The organism is Sporolactobacillus laevolacticus DSM 442 (genome assembly GCF_000497245.1).
Classification (GTDB): Bacteria; Bacillota; Bacilli; order Bacillales; family Sporolactobacillaceae; genus Sporolactobacillus; species Sporolactobacillus laevolacticus.
This window is the reverse complement of record NZ_AWTC01000004.1, coordinates 50,374-68,561: the sequence shown is the minus strand read 5'-3', so window position 1 is coordinate 68,561 and position 18,188 is coordinate 50,374. Positions and strand designations below refer to the sequence as shown.

21 protein-coding genes and 1 riboswitch are annotated in these 18,188 nt (G+C 41.9%); of the genes, 6 read left to right on the top strand and 15 right to left on the bottom strand.

All coding sequences use genetic code 11. The features are described from left to right. Nucleotides 1–179: 179 nt before the first annotated feature. Nucleotides 180–247, top strand: a riboswitch (Fluoride riboswitch). A gap of 62 nt (nucleotides 248–309) precedes the next feature. Further along, nucleotides 310–693 carry a fluoride efflux transporter FluC gene (locus tag P343_RS24230; protein WP_023509348.1) on the top strand — a complete coding sequence of 128 codons (384 nt, stop codon included), beginning with the start codon at nucleotides 310–312 and terminating at the stop codon, nucleotides 691–693. 2 nt (nucleotides 694–695) lie between these two features. Then, entirely contained in the window at nucleotides 696–1,061 is a 366-nt protein-coding gene (locus P343_RS24225; RefSeq protein WP_023509347.1) for a fluoride efflux transporter FluC, read from the top strand. Nucleotides 1,062–1,140: 79 nt separating this feature from the next. On the opposite strand, the gene P343_RS24220 is transcribed toward P343_RS24225, so the two are convergent. Beyond that, nucleotides 1,141–2,610, bottom strand: coding sequence for a DHA2 family efflux MFS transporter permease subunit (locus P343_RS24220; protein WP_023509346.1), 1,470 nt, complete (start codon nucleotides 2,608–2,610; stop codon nucleotides 1,141–1,143). A gap of 192 nt (nucleotides 2,611–2,802) precedes the next feature. Between P343_RS24220 and P343_RS24215 the strand changes: the two genes are divergently transcribed. Further along, on the top strand, nucleotides 2,803–3,414 hold the full coding sequence (locus P343_RS24215; RefSeq protein WP_023509345.1) for a TetR/AcrR family transcriptional regulator: 612 nt from the start codon (nucleotides 2,803–2,805) through the stop codon (nucleotides 3,412–3,414). Between the two features lie 60 nt (nucleotides 3,415–3,474). Then, the gene (locus tag P343_RS24210; RefSeq protein ID WP_023509344.1) at nucleotides 3,475–4,341 is read left to right on the top strand and encodes a DMT family transporter; all 867 of its coding nucleotides are present in this window, start codon (nucleotides 3,475–3,477) and stop codon (nucleotides 4,339–4,341) included. 20 nt (nucleotides 4,342–4,361) lie between these two features. On the opposite strand, the gene P343_RS24205 is transcribed toward P343_RS24210, so the two are convergent. Together P343_RS24205 and P343_RS24200 are read right to left on the bottom strand one after the other, a co-directional pair. After that, nucleotides 4,362–4,502, bottom strand: a complete 141-nt coding sequence (locus tag P343_RS24205) for a hypothetical protein (RefSeq protein WP_023509343.1) — start codon at nucleotides 4,500–4,502, stop codon at nucleotides 4,362–4,364. After that, nucleotides 4,486–4,770 carry a type II toxin-antitoxin system Phd/YefM family antitoxin gene (locus P343_RS24200; RefSeq protein WP_023509342.1) on the bottom strand — a complete coding sequence of 95 codons (285 nt, stop codon included), beginning with the start codon at nucleotides 4,768–4,770 and terminating at the stop codon, nucleotides 4,486–4,488. The genes P343_RS24205 and P343_RS24200 overlap by 17 nt, the downstream gene beginning before the upstream one ends. 294 nt (nucleotides 4,771–5,064) lie before the next feature. On the opposite strand from P343_RS24200, the gene P343_RS24195 reads away from it, so the two are divergent. Together P343_RS24195 and P343_RS24190 are read left to right on the top strand one after the other, a co-directional pair. Continuing rightward, nucleotides 5,065–5,712, top strand: a complete 648-nt coding sequence (locus P343_RS24195; RefSeq protein ID WP_023509341.1) for a TetR/AcrR family transcriptional regulator — start codon at nucleotides 5,065–5,067, stop codon at nucleotides 5,710–5,712. A gap of 60 nt (nucleotides 5,713–5,772) precedes the next feature. Next, nucleotides 5,773–6,912 (top strand): YhgE/Pip domain-containing protein, encoded by a 1,140-nt coding sequence (locus P343_RS24190; protein ID WP_023509340.1) that lies wholly within the window; start codon nucleotides 5,773–5,775, stop codon nucleotides 6,910–6,912. Nucleotides 6,913–7,058: 146 nt separating this feature from the next. On the opposite strand, the gene P343_RS24185 is transcribed toward P343_RS24190, so the two are convergent. The 12 genes from P343_RS24185 to P343_RS24140 all read right to left on the bottom strand — a co-directional run bounded on the left by P343_RS24185 (nucleotide 7,059) and on the right by P343_RS24140 (nucleotide 18,118). Next, nucleotides 7,059–8,726 carry an alpha-keto acid decarboxylase family protein gene (locus P343_RS24185; RefSeq protein ID WP_023509339.1) on the bottom strand — a complete coding sequence of 556 codons (1,668 nt, stop codon included), beginning with the start codon at nucleotides 8,724–8,726 and terminating at the stop codon, nucleotides 7,059–7,061. A gap of 444 nt (nucleotides 8,727–9,170) precedes the next feature. After that, the gene (locus tag P343_RS24180; RefSeq protein WP_023509338.1) at nucleotides 9,171–9,869 is read right to left on the bottom strand and encodes an ABC transporter permease; all 699 of its coding nucleotides are present in this window, start codon (nucleotides 9,867–9,869) and stop codon (nucleotides 9,171–9,173) included. Between the two features lie 48 nt (nucleotides 9,870–9,917). Then, nucleotides 9,918–10,841 (bottom strand): ABC transporter ATP-binding protein, encoded by a 924-nt coding sequence (locus P343_RS24175; protein WP_023509337.1) that lies wholly within the window; start codon nucleotides 10,839–10,841, stop codon nucleotides 9,918–9,920. A 99-nt stretch (nucleotides 10,842–10,940) separates the two neighbouring features. Beyond that, complete coding sequence (locus P343_RS24170; protein WP_023509336.1) at nucleotides 10,941–11,873, bottom strand: sensor histidine kinase; 933 nt, start codon at nucleotides 11,871–11,873, stop codon at nucleotides 10,941–10,943. Then, on the bottom strand, nucleotides 11,870–12,523 hold the full coding sequence (locus P343_RS24165; RefSeq protein WP_051384724.1) for a response regulator transcription factor: 654 nt from the start codon (nucleotides 12,521–12,523) through the stop codon (nucleotides 11,870–11,872). Before P343_RS24165 ends, P343_RS24170 begins: the two co-directional genes overlap by 4 nt. Nucleotides 12,524–12,832: 309 nt before the next feature. Continuing rightward, the gene (locus P343_RS37750; RefSeq protein ID WP_084297724.1) at nucleotides 12,833–13,066 is read right to left on the bottom strand and encodes a DUF2867 domain-containing protein; all 234 of its coding nucleotides are present in this window, start codon (nucleotides 13,064–13,066) and stop codon (nucleotides 12,833–12,835) included. Continuing rightward, nucleotides 13,047–13,364, bottom strand: coding sequence for a DUF2867 domain-containing protein (locus P343_RS36325; RefSeq protein WP_051384717.1), 318 nt, complete (start codon nucleotides 13,362–13,364; stop codon nucleotides 13,047–13,049). Before P343_RS36325 ends, P343_RS37750 begins: the two co-directional genes overlap by 20 nt. Nucleotides 13,365–13,420: 56 nt before the next feature. Next, complete coding sequence (locus P343_RS24155) at nucleotides 13,421–14,056, bottom strand: NAD(P)-dependent oxidoreductase (RefSeq protein WP_023509334.1); 636 nt, start codon at nucleotides 14,054–14,056, stop codon at nucleotides 13,421–13,423. Next, nucleotides 14,043–15,485 (bottom strand): MFS transporter, encoded by a 1,443-nt coding sequence (locus P343_RS24150; RefSeq protein WP_023509333.1) that lies wholly within the window; start codon nucleotides 15,483–15,485, stop codon nucleotides 14,043–14,045. The genes P343_RS24155 and P343_RS24150 overlap by 14 nt, the downstream gene beginning before the upstream one ends. 70 nt (nucleotides 15,486–15,555) lie before the next feature. Next, nucleotides 15,556–16,074: a TetR/AcrR family transcriptional regulator gene (locus P343_RS24145; protein WP_023509332.1), complete on the bottom strand. Its 519-nt coding sequence runs from the start codon at nucleotides 16,072–16,074 to the stop codon at nucleotides 15,556–15,558. Between the two features lie 175 nt (nucleotides 16,075–16,249). Further along, nucleotides 16,250–17,083: a YitT family protein gene (locus P343_RS0118565; RefSeq protein WP_269077904.1), complete on the bottom strand. Its 834-nt coding sequence runs from the start codon at nucleotides 17,081–17,083 to the stop codon at nucleotides 16,250–16,252. 45 nt (nucleotides 17,084–17,128) lie between these two features. Next, on the bottom strand, nucleotides 17,129–18,118 hold the full coding sequence (locus P343_RS24140; protein ID WP_023509330.1) for an asparaginase: 990 nt from the start codon (nucleotides 18,116–18,118) through the stop codon (nucleotides 17,129–17,131). Nucleotides 18,119–18,188: the final 70 nt, after the last annotated feature.

Sequence of the window (18,188 nt, the reverse complement as noted above, 5' to 3'; positions counted from 1 at the left end):
TTTTTGTAACTTTTGTTACGACGTTGCATGAATTCATATCAATTATTTTATACACCCTAAATAGAGGCCCAGCGTTACAATTGATCCGCGACCCTCTTCAGAAAAAAAGAGATAAGGCGAAAAACAGCTTTCCATTCAACCATCAGGTTGTACTCGCCCGTGTTGTGCGGTATGATGTCTAGTAAATAGGCGATGACGTTCGCCTTCAACCGCTGTACTAGAATCAGCTAATAACGTCTACCTTGATCCCCTTTTTTAAGGGTAATTTGAGGTAGGCGTTTTTGTTTTTTTATTAAAGGAGGAATCGTTTTGTCTTATTTACTGCTCATTTTGTTTGGCATCCTCGGTGCACTGACAAGATATGCATTGGAATGCATCATCCAAGTCCCGCCTTTCCCATTTGCTACATTATTGATCAATGTCATTGGCTGTTTTCTCATCACTTTTATTGCACAGTCGTCTCGCTTCTTCAGAAATCTGCCAGATTCATGGCGTTCATTAATCAGTACCGGTTTTATCGGTTCGTTCACTACGCTCTCCTCTTTTCTGTTAGAAGTCATCAAACTTGTTCATAGCGGACATATCCTGCTTGCCGCTCTCTATTTCTCTGCTACGATCATATGCGGACTTGCCGCCTGCTGGCTTGGCTATCTCGTCAGTCACTCTGCACTTCATTCAGAAGAGGGGGCATAATCATGCTAATCAACGGAATTATGGTCGCCATCGGTGCTGTATTTGGTGTCTTGGGTCGAGCGACACTTTCCAAACAAATCGATCGAGAGAAACACGTTCCATTTCCCATTGCCACCTTTTCCATCAATATGATCGGCTGTTTTATTCTCGGTTTTGTAGTCGCGTTGCCGCTCGAACAGCATTTCTTACTCTTGCTGACAACAGGACTTATCGGCACCTTCACAACCTTTTCCACACTTAACGCGGAAAATATGAAACTTTTACGTGAAAAGAAGTTCGCACTTTTTCTGTGTTACGCAGGAGGCACCTATGTATTTGGTATCCTGCTGATTTATGCCGGACTCGCCGCCGGACATTTATTCGGCTAATTTTTCCACAATAAAAACGGACGGAAGAAATCATGTGTCGATTTCTCCCGCCCGTTTTTATTTTACTCGAATGAATTTTTTATTGCTCAGCCATTACCGGCACTTTTTTACTTTCTGGTCCATCACTTGTTTTTTTCGGCCGCTTAAGCATGAGACTTAGAATCATCCCTACAATAGCGATCCCCACTAATACAGAGAATGTATCTCCAAATGAGGAAGATAGTGCGTGAAGCGGCTGGACGCCTTCTTTCATGTGCAGGTCCATTCGTTCAGAAAGAATCGTCGACAAACCGGCAACTGCGAACGACATCATGACTTGCTGCGCGGCATTGGTCAGCGATGTGACACGGCTAACGATATTTTGCGGGGCCGCTTGGATAATATGTGTATTGAGCGGCATCATTGACAAGCCCATTCCGGCTCCGAGAAGTGCCAGTGGAAGAATCAGTGCGCTCGATCCGTCCTCAGCTGAAATGCCTGACAGTAAGTATGCTGCTGATGTGACAAACACTAAACCGGTAATTACAACAGGACGCGCGCCCAGACGATCAAACAAACGTCCGCCAATTGGCATAAAGATCCCTGCAGCAATCGCTTGCGGAAGTACAGCCAATCCCGATTCGAACGCGCTAAATCCCTTGCCTTGCTGAAGAAACAGCGGAACGAGAAACATCGTACCGAACAACGCGATTTGTGTAATCCATTGAACAATAATTCCTCTTGTAAAATCAGCAGAACGAAAGACGCGGAGCTCTAACAAAGGCTGCTTGCGGCGAAGCTCTGTAATGACAAAAAGAATAAGTGCAATGCCACCTACGACTAAGCCGGTGATCGTTTTCGCGGATGTCCAGCTTGTTCCGCCTTCACTCACGCCATAAGCAATTGAAGCAAAGGCGATCGGAGCGAGAAACATACCCAGAACATCCAGTGCGGGCACAGATTGACGTTCAAGATTCGGCATTGTGCGAATGCCAGCAAAAACAGCGAGTACACCGACGGGCAGATTAATAAGGAAAATCCAGTGCCAGCTTGCATAATCAACGAGCCAGCCAGATAAAACCGGTCCGAGTGCCGGAGCAAGCAGCATTGGGATGCCGATCATCCCCATGACCGCACCTACTTTATCACGAGGACTCAGGCGGTAAACAAAAGCCATCGCAATCGGGGCAACCATCCCGCCGCCAAGGCCCTGGAGCACTCGGAACGCAATAAGCTGTTCCACTCCTGAAGCAAGCGCGCATAATCCTGAGCCAACCGTAAACATAATCACTGAAAAAAGAAAAACCTTTTTTGCGCCGAAGCGATCAGAAAGCCAGCCGGCAAGCGGAATAACTGCTGCTTGTGCCAGCGCGTACCCAGTCACCGCCCACTGAACAACAGAAATCTTACTGTCAAAATCCTTAACCAATCCAGGAAGCGCAACATTCATTGCTGTTCCATCTAAAATAACCATAAACATACCGACAATAATCGCCAACAGCGGGGCAATAATCCCCTTTATTGACGTTGCCTGATCAGAGCGAATATCTGATGTTTCATTTAAAGCCATACCTCATCCTCCAATTTACGAATCATTTATCCAGGGACCCTCATTGTTGACCTGCTATCAATTAATCTTTACAATAAATCAAAAGAACAGACATTTATGCGGACAATTGTCCGATGCATAGAAAAATATTAACGGACAATTGTCCGCTTGTCAAATCATTTACTCGATTCAAGAAAAGGAGATCTACTTTGTATGTCTGATCAAACGCAACGCAGAGATGCAAATGAAATAAGCAAATCAATTTTACAGACAACTGAATCCTTATTCTCTAAATACGGTGTTGAGAATGTCAGCATGCATCAGATTGCAAAGGCCGCGAATGTGGGACAGGGCACGATGTATCGCCGTTATGCGAATAAAGGCGAGCTTTGCCTAGAATTAATGAGTGAAAATTTTCATTGTTTGCAGGTTAAAACACTCCAAAGCTTAGCAGAACTGAAATCAAAACCAGTAAAAGAAAGAATGCTGGCGCTCCTTAAACTGCATCTCAATTTTCTAGAGAAGCACGCGCAACTTTTTGAGACGATTCACTCATTCATAACATGTACAAATAACGCAAAGCCGTTCTACGAAAAAGCGCCTTATATTTTTTTCCATCAGACCATTTGCTCTCTGCTTGAAGAGGCGAGTGAAAAAAAAGAAGCACGGCCGATTAATGCGGATTTTACCGCCCATACACTGATTGCTTCTATGAATCCCAAAATATATAATTTTCTTCGCCAAAAAAGTGGGTATTCTGCAAAAGAAGTGATCGAAAACTTCAACAAAACATTACTTGAACCGCTTTTTATTGAGAAACGATGAAGATACCGTACTATAATCTAAGTCCAGTATTATTTTAGCATCAAAGGAGCACATACATCAGTGAACAAGTCCGCTTTAATTAAACTAAGTATTGCTATGACCATTTTTGGTTCGATCGGTTTCTTTTCGCGGCTGTCCGGGCTTCCGTCTCTGGAGCTGGTTTTTGTCCGCTGCATTAGCGCAACGGTCTTTCTCACTGCCTACTGGTTGATCAGTGGGAAGTATACGCGAGAAACATGGCAGAAAAAAGAAATGACCGCCATCTTGATTGGCGGCGTGTTTCTCGTCCTTAACTGGATTTTTTTCTTTGCTTCATTTGAAAAAACAGCAATTACCGTTGCGATCTCAATCTATAATCTGGCTCCGATTATCGTGCTTATTATCGGTTGGATCTTTTTCAAAGACCGGATTAAATTGCTCGGTATCCTAGCTGTTGTCCTTGCTTTTATCGGTACCGTTCTGATATCAGGCATCAGTATTAACGATCTATCTGGCGGTAAATCCGTTGTTGGCCCGTTCTATGCGCTTGCTGCTTCTTTACTGTACGCTTTCGTAATCATCACCGGAAAGTACATTAAGCAAGCTAGCCCTTATCTGGTAACGATTATTCAAACCTTTATCGGTGTGATCATGCTGCTGCCATTTGTTCATTACTCATTCTTCATGCACTTAACCGCAGCCAACTGGTTTTACAGCATCTTTACCGGAATCGTTCATACAGGTATCGTTTATTTGCTGTTTTATGGAAGCATCCGCTCGCTCCCAACACCCGTGATTTCCGCTCTTACCTATCTGGATCCTCTGGTCGCGATTCTGCTGGATGTATTGATTACCGGATTTGTGCCTGCTTATTTGCAGATTCTCGGTATTTTGTTCATTTTCATCGCGTTGTCTTATACATTTAGAAAGCAACAATCATCAGAATAATGTGCCCTCATTCTTTAGTATTAAAAGTGCACCGGACAATCTTCGATGAGTTTTTTTGCCGCGCCTTCACTAACATTTGCAAGAAACCGAGCATGTGATACCAGTATTTCTGCTGCTTTCTCCGATACAATAACCGTATATCGCTTATTTTCGTTTTCCATCTAAAACCTCTTGGACTGCATTGCGTATGAATGAGGTTGTTTCATCAATGGTGTACCCTTGTTTCCCATGTAATCGATCTTCTTCAGCCGCTACCAAATGTTCCCTCAGTCTCAACATACTTTCACGTTTTATGAATGCTTCGATATCCATGACAACAAGGTCACCTTCACCATTTTTTGTCAGGTAGACCGGTTCACCGCTTTCTCTGCACAATTCCGCTATTTCATTGTAGTTTTTTCTAATAGATGCTGAAGGTTTTATCTTCACCGTGCAACCCTCCGTAGTATAATTATATTCCTTTGTGGCTACAGTGATCAATATGGAGCAAAACCAAATTTAACGTTTGGAACCGCCACTTCTTGAGTGGTAAAAAATTCAGGGAATTATTTCATTCATCTCACAGATACCGAAGAACACTTGTTGACGATTAAAAAAGAATCAGCTATAATTTCATTGACTGATCAGTCAATGAAATTGATTTTATATGCCGGAAGGAGGCAACCGTAGTGTATTGACGTTCACCTCCTCTAACGATTACGATTGACCATGAGGTGAGTGAATATGGCCGGATCATCACGAAAAAAAAGCCTGACGAGTAGAGATCTTCAGGCAATCGAACGAAAAAAACAATTATTAGAATCTGCAAGAGATTTATTCGCTGAAAAAGGATTCCATAATACATCGAGCAAAGAGATCAACCGATCGATCGGCATGGCTGACGGATTATTGTACTACTATTTCCCTGAAGGAAAACAGCAAATTCTGGATTCAATCATCCAAGAAGCAACTGAATATAAGTTCCAATTGATTCGTCGGCTTCTTCAAGATGTCGATCAACAAGCGCCTATTCGCGACATGCTCATCAACCTCTTTCGAGGGATGTGGGAGACCATCACGTCCGACACCAATCGAAAAACATTGATGATTCTGTTTCATGAACAGCCTTTATTGAAAAAGGAGCAAACCACTTGGGTTGTCGATACATTTCATGCGGTTATTGATCAAATTGCTACGCTTCTAGAAAAACGAGTCTTAAATGGAGAATTGCGTCCGCTCAATTGCAAACTTATGGCACGTCAGTTGGCCAGCACCTTTCAAAGTCATATTTTTGAACGGGTCTTCATTATGGGTGAATACGAACTCAATGAAGACTCTGAGCGCTATATTATCGTTAATATCGATTTTTTATTAGAGTGCTGGCAAATTTAACGATTATTATTTTACATTTTAATTCACTGATTGGTCAGTGAATAATAAGGAGGAAAATGAATGTTTCGTATTTTTACAGGAAAAACATTTTGGCTCTACCTTGTTCTTATAATGCTTGTTCTCTCCCTCTTTTCATTTGCCCAATTCGGCCCGTCAAGTACCGCAAAAGTGAAAGGACTAAAGGTGGCCATCGTTAATGAAGATCGGGGAACACAAGGGAAAACGATCCAGTCAAAGTTGCAGGAATCGTTCAGTAAAAAGGATTCGCCAATTAAATTAGTGAAGCTGAGCAGTAGCCATGCCGCTAAAAAAGCTCTAGATAATAAAGAATATTATGGAGCTGTAATCATACCTGAGCATTTTACAAATCAATTGGCTTCCCTGCAAACACCTAAACCGCAACCTGCACAAATAGAATTTTGGATCAATCAAGGAATGAACGCTCAGGCAGCAAACATTGTTCAAACAGTCCTTAATAAAGTTTCAATAAAATTGAATACGAGCATAAGTAATACCCTGTTTCATGCTCTAGATATGAAAAAGATGCCACTGACATCAGCACAGGCTAAAGTCATCAATCATCCAATTGTCGCTGAGACTCACCTCATGAATAAAGTGGGCAGCCACAGTGCCGGTGGAAATGCGCCGGTACTCCTAACCATGCTTGTTTGGCTGGGCGGACTGATCAGTTCATTATTAATGTGGCGAACATCTAGAAAAATAGGTGGAGGCGATTTATCCCTTCGATTAACCATTGGTCAGGTTCTTGCAGGGTTTGTCCTTTCGATTGCACAAGCCATGATCCTGTTCGCCGTTGTCAGCGGCTTGATGAATTTGCATGTTCCAAACAGTTGGAACCTCATTGTCGCCCTTACATTTAGTGCTTTTGTCTATTATTTATTACAAACGACGATACTGAATTGGCTAGGCCTAGCAGGATGGCCGATTATTATTCTCGTTTGGTTCTATGGATCACCACTTCTTCCTTACCCACCTGAAATGCTGAACAGCTTCTTCCATTATTGGGTCTACAGCTGGGTACCCGTACGTTTCGGTATGGAAATGATCAAAGACGTTCTCTACTTTGGAGGAAAAGCAGATCTTTGGACAATGGCTTCGATCTTGGGTTACACCGGTTTGGGTGCCTTAGTTGCAGTACTTGCTTCCGGCTGGTGGAAAAGAAAAAGAAAAACAGTATAAATTATACGTGGACAAAAGAGATGGTCATCGACTCAGTGAAAGCTCTGAGATCAATGACCGTCTCTTTTTTTATACTAAAAGGATTATAGTATAAACGGAACTAAGGCTTGGCAAAGCCAAGTTTGCTAATACTTGAAATCTGTCGCTCATTTAAAAACGGAAAGCAAGCCTTTGCTCTTGTTCTCCATTTCCAATACTGTCTCATGCATGCGGTGAATGATCTCCGGCGCATCCATTGGGGCCACCATCATTTCAATGATGCAGAGCTGCTTGACGCACTTTTGTTCCGCCTCAGAAATTGCTTGACGCAGTTCACTGTCCGTGGAAACTTGCACAGTAAACGCTTCATGTTGAAAAACTTCAGGCAGTTTGTGATAAGCCCAATCAGGAAAATTATTATATACCGTATTTTTCACTGTATTGATGTACTTCTCAATCGTATAGCCTTTATTGTTCAGGATAAAGATGATCGGCTTGCAGCCGTTCTCCAGCATTGAACTTAATTCCTGCACATTCATCTGCATTGAGCCTTCACCGGTAAAAAGCAGAACCCGTCGGTTTGGCGCTGCGATACACGCGCCGAATGCAGCCGGTAGCGCATAGCCGATCGCGCCCCAGCCACCTTGAGTGATATAAGTTGTCCCTTTCTTCAACCGGACCTCCGCCAAGCCCCATGCAAACGTTCCAGACTCCGTGACTACTATGTCTCGCTCCTTGAGCATATTCTGAAATTGAGGATAGTAGCTGTCCGCAGATAGGTTGCCATCGCTCGGATTCATCTGATCAAAAGGAAACGCAACCGGATTCGGCAGCGTCCATGAATGATTCTCCGTTGGAAAAGCTTCAATCATATCGTCAATAATAATATTCGGATAGATTGTTTTCCCAATCTGCACATAGTTCGGCATCACATTTATGATTGCGAGCGGATCAATTTTGTCGGTAAATAGTCCGGTATTGTAATCGTCCCACACCGCTCCGAACGCGAGCACGCAATCCGAGTTTTCAACAAGTTCTCGAGCCGATTTATTACTGCTGAGTTTTCCGCAGTAAAAGCCCGCATAATTCGGCAAACTCTCGTCATATCCGCCTTTCCCCATCATCATTGTAACGACCGGAACGTTCATTTTCTGCGCAAGTGCCTCTACTTTTTCGCCAAGTCCATAATGCATGGCATAAACATCCGGCAGAATAACCGGGCGTTCGGCGGCTTGCAAACGAGTAGTAATCATCTGGACGGCTTCTTTCAGAGACGCTTTATCCGTTTTCTTTCGCTGCGGGTTTCCTGCTCTTGAGGTCATGTTCGTTGTGACGACGTCCATAGGAATGGTCAGATACACCGGTTTTTTCGTTTCTCTCGCTTTTTGAATCGCATTGGGGATTTCAATACCTGCATTCTCCAGGGTAATGCTGGCCGCATAGGCTGTAATCTGCTCATACATGTTCTTGAATGTATCGAAATTGCCGTCAAGCAAAGTATGATGCATCGGCTTGTGCTGCATCTGCATCATTGATTTCGGTCCTCCGACAATGTGTATAATCGGAACCGATTCGCTGTAAGCTCCAGCAATTGCGTTGCATGCGCTCAATTCGCCAACGCCAAATGTGGTAATTAACGCGCCGATCCCCTTAACGCGTGCATAGCCGTCAGCAGCATAGCCCGCGTTCAATTCGTTGCGACAATGGACAAAGCGCACCTCTCCATCCTTTTCGATTTGATCGAGTAATGAAAAATTATAGTCGCCCGGAACCCCGAAAATATCTGTAATGCCTTCATTTTTCAAGCATTCAAACAAAAATTCACCTACTTGCATCACCTTGTGTCCTCCTGTTAAAAAGCTGTCATGCCCTCTATTTTGACCAAAGAAAGAAGAGTTATGTATCAGCGATGTAGGTGAATCAATAATAGGGAACAGTTCATCCCTGCCCGAAATATTTCGACTAAGCGGTCATGTATTGCTGGAACAATCGCAAATGATGGTGCCGAACTACGAAGAAATAGACAGCTTGGACTTCAAGGAACGAACCCATGATGGCGATCACACTTCCTGTTATGGAGATGTGTTACAATCAAAAACAAATCGTAGCGTGTACAATTTAAGTAACTACCAATCTTCTTTTCATACTGCAACGTACACGATAGTTAAATAAAAATAAATTAGACTCCCTGCGTCCCCAGTTATCAATTAGAGAAGAGACATCACATATTCGGCTAATCATGCGATGTCTCTTCTTAATTTATTATGAGAAAACGTTACTCAATTTAAGTCAATACGATCAATTTTTCGAATTGCCCCCGCAACTATACCAAGCGCAATAATTGCTAAGCCAAGTGGAATATAAATGATACTAGCCAATGAGAAAGCCGAACCCGATGACGAACACATTACCATAACGATTAACAGTGAAGAAATGATCGTTGCTGGTGTGGAATATTTCCTCATTCCGAAATATAACGGTACAAGTGCAGCACCTGCAGTCGCCAGACTGAACATCATTAAATTTGATATTCCCGCCAAAAAATCATCGATTGTTAAACTCATTGCAGAAGTTAAATGAAAGATTTGATTCAATCCAATAAAACCACTAATCACTACTACATTAGAGATTGCCATAGCCATAAATGTTACACAAAAGATGAGAATTAATTTTGCACTTAGGATCCTTTTTCGGTTGATCGGATAAGAAAAGAGAACAAGGATCGTTCGATTCTTAAACTCATCAATAATCATCTTTGAAATAAGTACAGCGGCAAATATAGTAAAAGTAGCCCTGACAAAGGCTCCACTGATCATAAAATAATCCGTGTACTTCGTAAATATATGTTCTCCTTCATTTCTTTCAATTAACGGAAACATACATACAAAACCGAGGATAATGATATTAGCAAGAACGGATCCCTTGAAAAACCATCCTAACTTATTCTTTTTTATCTCAAGTTTTATTAAATGAAACAAAGTATCCCTCCTGCTTCTTCATTGAACGTTCAATACTTAATCCAAGAATCAATTTACTGGTTGATCAAGCTCAACTTTTTTTATGAAATATTCTTCAAGTGTTGTCCGTTTTCTATCGATTGACTCAATATTAATATCTTCCAGTATTAATGTCTTTGAAATGGTCGACTGAGGTACATCTGTGGCATAAACACGAATGCCCTGCTCATCAATCACCTTAAAGTTATCAATGCCTAGTTTGTCATGCAGAACCATCGCTGCCTTCCTCTGCTGACTCGTTACGATTTCAATATACTCTGTATTTCTCGCTTTTATCGTATCCATAGGCTCTTCCTCAATGAGTCTGCCACTTTTAATGACGCCGATTGTATCAGCAATTTGTTCGATTTCACCAATAATGTGACTGGAAATTAACAGAGTCATTCCGTATTCCTTGTTAAGCATTTTGAATAATTGTCTCATAGCCTTAATTCCGGCAGGATCCAGCCCGTTAATGGGTTCATCCAAAATCAAGAATTCCGGTTTTGTAATGATTGCTCTTGCAACACAAAGACGCTGCCTCATTCCTAATGAAAATTCTTTTGGCCGCTTATTCTCTACATTTTCGAGACCAACCTGTTCTAAAGCTTCACGAATACCGTTTGGGTCATGGTACCCCATGTATGCGCAATGAAGTTCTAAATTCTCTAGTGCGGTCATTTTTTCATAAAAGATCGGATACTCAATCATGCTGCCTATTCTCTTTAAAAATTCGAATGAATCGTGCTTTAGCGGTTTCCCAAAGAGTGTAATCTCACCATGTGACGGCTTAATCATATTGGTCAGCATCTTCATGATCGTTGACTTACCAGCGCCATTAGGTCCGAGAAATCCATATATTTCACCTTGTCTAATGTTCATCGTTACATTGGTTACAACATCATGTCCTTGATATGTTTTTGTCAGATTTCTCGTCTGTACAACAAAATTCATCGTTAGCCTCCTCGTTTTGACTATGTTTTCAGTGTACCGGGCGATCGTTGCTTTTTTCTGTCTTAATCCTTACAAAAATCTTAAGAGAAAAAATAACGGCTAGTTGAGGCGCTGTAATGAAAAGGTAAATGACGTTTTCTCAAATGGCCTTGATTGTACCGAAATGTTTCCTTGCATCTCTTCAATCAATCTTTTTGTGATCGTTAAACCTAGACCACTGCCTTGAAATGCTTTGTTTCTAGACTCTTCAAGTGTGAACATACGTTCAAACACCTTTTCTTGTTCAGTTTCATTAATTCCTTTTCCGCGATCTGATACTTCTACATAGACGCGCTTTTCATCATAAAATACTTTTAAACCGATCATTTTGCCCTCTGCACCATAGCGAAGCGCATTTGAAATCAAGTTGTTCAATACACGGTTTAATGCTTCCTCATTGCCAAACGCAAAAATGGGCTTTTCAGGGATCTCAATGACAGCTTCTATTTCTTTTGTTTGGATCCAATCATAAAATACGAGAATATTTGTTTTACATATTTCAGTTAGATTAACTTTATCAAGCGGAATCTCTTTATCTCCAGACTCTAATTTGGCTAAATCAAAAAAAGTATTCATTAATGCAATCAATTCAATAGTTTTGTCATGCACTTGTTGGAGCAGACGCACTCGCTCTTTCTCATCAATCTGAGATTGGCTCTGCAGCATTTCGGTGTAGCCTGCAATTACGGTTAGTGGCGTTTTAAGATCGTGAGATACATTGGCCAACATCCGCTTCATCGAGGTTTCCATTCTTATAAACTGACGTGAATGTTCTTGATTTTTATCCAATAATTGATTGAGCTGAACAAGCAGATCAATGAGTTGCTGATCCTCTGATCGTACGAGGAGCCGTTCCTTTGATTGCAACTTTGTGATCTGCTCTAACTTGTTTGTTATGTAAGCAATGTCCTTATCTCTTACTTTTTTTTGTTGAAATTGATAAATAGTACTGAGTAAAAGGACAATGACAATGCAGCTTAATAAAGCGATCATTTAAAGTCTCCCAATTTGTATCCGATTCCCCATAATGTTTTGATATAAGCTGGTTTAGACGGGGTATCTTCAATTTTTTCTCTCAGGCGGCTCATATGAACATTAATAATGTTTTCATCACCAAAATAGTCATCGCCCCATACGGAACGGTAGATTTGCTCCTTTGTAAATACTTTCTTCTGATTAGTAAAAAACAACAGGAGAATCTTCCACTCCTTCGATGTTAAGTTAATCTCAACACCGTTCTTCATCGCACGATGATTTTCCGTGTCCAGTTCAATCTTATGTACGGTTATTATTGATTCATTCAACTTTGAATGACTTGCTATGTATTGTGTTGCTCTTCTTATAGCTGCTTTCACTCTTGCTGCAAGTTCAATCATCGAAAATGGTTTCGTAATATAGTCATCTGCACCAAAACCAAGCCCTAGTGCTTTATCAAGTTCACTATCTTTTGCCGACATAATAATGACGGGAATGTAGCTTTTTGCCCTCACCGTTTGAAGAACGTCCATGCCATTTAACTTCGGCAACATTAAGTCCAGTAGAACCAAGTCATAATGCGAATGCTTAAAGGCATTCGCTGCTGCCTCGCCATCAAAGACACATGCAACATGAAAACCCTCATTTGTTAAATATCTTCTTACCATATCGCTAATCGATCGATCATCTTCAACAAGTAAAATGGTTTTCTGCAAAAACAACACCTCGTCTAGAAATGTAAATGTTAAAAAACACCTCTTAAAGCTACAATAGCTTAAGAGGTGTTTCCCCACAATATTTTTTATTATGCGAACAACATTATTTTAAATTTGAAAGATGAAAGACCACGTAAATTGGAATTTAAAAAGCTTGATCAAAACAGAGATCTCCTCTCTTTGATCAAGCGCTTATTTTTCCGATGAACAGCAGGCTCTAGGAAGATAATTGTTCAAACGGTGCAAGCCCCTTTTGTCATTTCAAGTCGAAGATGTTATTTGACGTATCATATTTTTCAGCATCGCAGATACGATTGCTTTATGAAATCTTTCGATAACGAAAAAATACAGTCTGCCTAACCTGTTATGAAAAAATACGACAGTCGAGATTGTGACATACTTTAGTTCATGCACTTCATCCATTAAAATAGACACACGAAAATCCAGATGACGGTCATCTTCCCCCAATAAAATCTCATGGGATGTGTGCTCCATGACACGAAAAATTCCTATTCTGCTTCCTTTTTGCAGGGTTATAGGTTATATTCTGTCTTTCCGACTGGTCGGATGTTTTTAACCCAACCAAGCTGACCAGGTGATCACGCACCTTCATCAAATATGAAACCCAAGGAGGTACAGCAGTCAAAAATAATCGTGTGACAGACGCTACATCTTGGGTTGATTCACCAGGCAAAATCACTCTATATGAATCCGAATAATTGATCTGAGGAAAAGATTGATTGACCAAAGAATATTCAGGAACGGACACTTTTTCCACAATATACTTATCCATTATTTTCCCCCTCGCTCAATTTTGTTTTCATTCCTGGATCAGACTTTGCCAATCTTTCAGTTCGAAATAAAAGGATACTTGCGTATATACTTTGTATCGGAAATCTGGTTGACTAGAAAATCGGCGATATCTGAGTTGGTCATTTTCATTCCCGGCATGTCATAGAGATTCACTTTAATTTTGCTAACAGCTGGCTTTTCAATAACAAACGGCAGCCTCACTAATGTCCAATCGGCATCGCTTTTCAGCAGGATACGAAGTTCTTTTTCCTTATCGGTGATCATATCTGCATACAGTCGTTGAAAAAGCCATGCACCGATTTTATTGATCGGCGATTTCCGATCACCAGGCGCATTTAATGATCCTCCCGTGACTGTTATATAGCGCTGAATACCTCGTTCTTTCATTGTAGCCAGAATGTGGCTTGTTACTTTACTGTATATAGGCGTTGCCTTGTTCGGTTGCCCTAATGTGTTAATCACCGCATCGCAGCCTTCAAGCAATGCCTGGATCGAAGAGATGTCCTCAGCATTACCTTTTGTCACTTCAATTCTTTCGTCTGATACGGTTACCCTCTGTGGATTTCGGACAAGCATGCGAACAGCATAACCTTTTTCCAGAGCCTTCTGTACGACAAATCGACCTGCCTTTCCATTTCCGCCAACCACCGCGATTCTTTTATTCTGTGCCATAGCTTTCAGCACTCCTTTCTCGCACCACTTCCGGAATCTCCTGCATGGTCTTCTTTCCGGACACTTCTCTAAATAGTACCATTACTAACCCCAGCGCAAGTAGGACAAATCCGGCACCGGCAAGTAAGGAAGGAACAATATGATCACTGAATGCCTGAGGAGATGTAATTTTTGCCCCTGACTCAAAAATCAATGTACAAATGGCGATTCCAAAAACACCGCCAAGTTCACGCGTTGCATTGCTTAGGCCGCTTGCTTCCCCAGACGAACGTTCAGGAACAGAGGATAATATTCCGTGTGCGAGCGGCGTAAAGCTCAACCCCATACCGGCGCCGGCAAGCACCATGAACGTTGCAATGTATCCAAAAGAAAAGTTTGGATCCAAACTGGTAATGAGGACAGCAAAACCAATAAGCCCAATGGCTTGAAAAAGTAAGCCAATCGATAACACAGTCTTGGTCCCGAGTTTCGTTATAAAGAGCCCCGCAAGCGGTGCGGCAATCATCGTGCAGCCGGTCCAAGCCATTTCACGGATTCCAGCCCCCAGCGCTGAATACCCCTGAGCGAGCTGCAAAAAGAGTGTTAATAGAAAGATGGATCCAAAGATGCCGGCGTTCATGAGAAATCCAGCAATAATCAAGACCGCGTAACGACGACCCTTGAAAAAATGAAATTGGATCAATTGATGTTTGCGTGTTCTCTCCCATAAATAAAACAACAACAGTATCGTAAATCCACCGAGAATAGATCCAACAACATTCAATGACGTCCAGCCGTCGGTGTTGCTCCTTTGCAAGCCAAAGATGATCCCAAACATACCAGCTGCAAGCAGCAAAACGCTCAATGGATTCATCGGCTTCGCTTCGCCTTTAGATTCACGCAGCCAGTTTAACCCGAGGAGAAACGCAAGTATACCGACCGGCACGTTCACCCAGAAAATAAGCTGCCACGGTGCCCCTTCCAAAATCAGTCCACCCACGAGCGGCCCGACCGACAATCCGAGACCGGAGATTCCAGACCAGATGCCCATTGCCGCTGCGCGCATTTTTTCAGGAAAAGCGGTATGAACAAGTGTGAGGCTAAGTGGGACGATGGCAGCTCCCCCGACGCCTTGAAGTGCGCGTGAAAAAATCAACTGAAGAGAATGCCCACTCATTCCGGATAATGCAGAGCCTAAGGTAAAGAGAATTACTCCGCCTAAGAAGATCTTTTTACGTCCGAAACGGTCCCCAAGCATGCTGAAGGGAATTAACAATACTGCGAAGGAAAGCGTATAGGCGTTTGTGAACCATTCCAAGTCGGACAAACTTGCATGAAAGGATTCCTGAATAGAAGGCAGCGCCACTCCGAGAACTAAGTTATCCAGCATAGCCATAAAAAGCGCTGCACAAGTGATAACAAGTATTTTAATACGTGAGGCAGTAAACATGTAATCATCTCCAGTTTATTTATCAATAAATAAATAAAACGCAATAGAAAAGCCACTGAATGGCTAATCCTTAATCTTTCAGAAATAAGTTGGGCAGCTGTAAGACTTCTGCCATTGTGATGAGCAAACCGCAGCCGATAAATTTTCTCGCCTGGTTTTCAAAGTCAGTAATACCTGCATCAGAAAATGCACCTCTAATGCGCTCATAAACTTCATCAAATCCAGCTCTAACATAGTTTCTAATTGCCGGTTCCGGAATAGAGAATGCCGTCATCATGAGCAGCATTTCATTGCGGTAGCTTTTCAGCAACCCTTCAAATGCGTTCCCCATTGATTTCTGCAAATCTTCCATTGTTGCTTCAGTACTAGAGAAGGCGTATAGAATAATTTCCTTAGCTTTCTGCAGTACAGCCAAATAAAGCTCTTCTTTTGATTTAAAAAAATGAAAAACATACGGCTGGGTGACTCCAACCAATCGTGCTACATCGGCAGTCGTCGTTTTGTAATAACCTTTTTCCGCGAACAGCTCAGCTGCTGCTTCTAGAATTTGAGTTTTTCGATTTGATGCGAGTTCCTCTTTGTTACTCATAAAAGATTTCCTTTATATTTATTTATTGATTAATAAATAGCATGAATTTTTATTACTGTCAATGATCAGCCTAAAAACAATTGTGTTCTTCACCATCACGGCCACCCCTACATTCAAAAATAAACGCATTTGAAAATATACACATGACGAGATCGATCAAGAACAATAAGGACTTTTATTTCATGATAAACTTTCCTTTAACTTCTCCGACATCTTGAATCGTGATAAATGATGAAGGATCGGCTTGATGAACCAATGAAGTGAGCGTCTGCAATTCGTCTCGGGTAATCACCGTATAAATAATCTGCTTTTCGTCACCCGTATATCCGCCTCTAGCTTCGGTATACGTCAATCCATGATTTGTGTGATTAAGGACAAGCTCCCTTACCGTATTTAGTTTATTTTTTGCGATTACCATAGTTAACTGTATTTTGAATTTGCTTGTATAGATGGTGTCGACAACTTTGGCATTTGTATACAGGCTGATCAATGTATATAGCGATTTCTCTACGCCAAATACGATTCCTGCAATAATGGTGATCATTGCGTTAAAGCTTAAACTGATTCGTCCAAATGAAAAATTTGTTTTTCGAATTAAAACCAGTGAAATCACATCGAGCCCGCCCGTAGAAGCACCGGATCTCAAGGTCAGGGAAACACCTGTCGCGCAGAAGATCCCTCCGAAGATCGCATTCAGCAGAACATTAGAAGAAAAATCGATGTCCGGTATCACATGGAGTGCGAGCGAACAGGAGATTACACTCAGGATTGTGTACCAGACAAATTTTCTCCCGAGCGCAAACCAGGCAAGAATTAAGACCGGTATGTTGAACAGCAAATAGAGGACGCTGACCATATTCGAAATGGATAAAAACGGATAGAGATGATGAACGGTTGTTGCGATCAACTGTGACAGGCCGCCGAACCCACTCGCATATACATTGGCAGGAATCAGAAACCAGTTGATGCCAATGCCATAAAAAATCGATCCTATGAGAACCGTTAGGATCGTAAGAACTATTGATTTAATGATACTCTCCTTCTTTCAAAACTTTTAAATATAATCTAAATCATGAGCAATCGGCGTCTGAATCATGCGCTTTATCGTTGCCGGATCCGATGTCTGGGAAAGCACCCACATTAATTTCGCAACAATCGCTTCTGTGTTCATGTCACCTGCGGTAATTCCCCCTGCATCAGCGACACGTTTTCCTACTTCATACAGATCCATGTTCTGTCCTTCTTCAAGGCACTGCGTGGTGATAATTACGGGTATGCCCTTGCTTACCAGCTTTTCGACTCCTGATACTAGATCTCTTTTTTCAAAAGGAAGGCCGCCATTTCCAAGGCTCTCAATGATCAGACCCTTTGTATGCTGCTGCAAAAAATCAAAAAATGCTGGAGAAAGCCCAGGAAATACTTTCAGCAAGAACACATTCGGGCAAATGCCGAAATGTCTTGGAAAAACAACGGTTTCCGTCTCCGGCTGAAAATTGATTTGGATGTCCTGCTCACCAATTGAAGCGATATACGGATAATTGATGCTCTCGAAGGCATCATAGCTTTTCGTTCTGATTTTAATTGCCCGCGTTCCAAGAATAGCCTTACCGTCAAAAACGATGAACACGCCAGGAATATCAGCTTTCTGAGCAAAAGTCAGCGCATCGTTAATGTTCTTCTTCGCGTCGGTCCGTTTAAAACTTACAGGTACTTGGGAACCTGTGATCACAATGGTTTTCTTTAGGCCATGGAGGAGATAGGAAAGCCCTGATGCCGTGTAAGCCATGGTGTCTGTCCCATGAGTAATGATAAAGCTGTCATAACGGCTCTGATTTTCATCAATAACCTTAGCCATGGTCAGCCAGTCTTCAGGCTGCATATTGGTGCTGTCTTTATTCATGAGAACCTGGAAATCAACCGATACATCCGAGTTATGTTTGAAATAACGAGCCAGCTGATCGATCGTCAGACCGGGTGCCAGTCCGTCTTGATGATGCGTTGATGCAATGGTCCCGCCAGTTGCAAGCACTAGAATTTTTTTCACTGCATATGTCCCCGATTCGTGTATTTATATTAAGATTATAGCTTCTTTTCTATGATAATCAACACAAAAG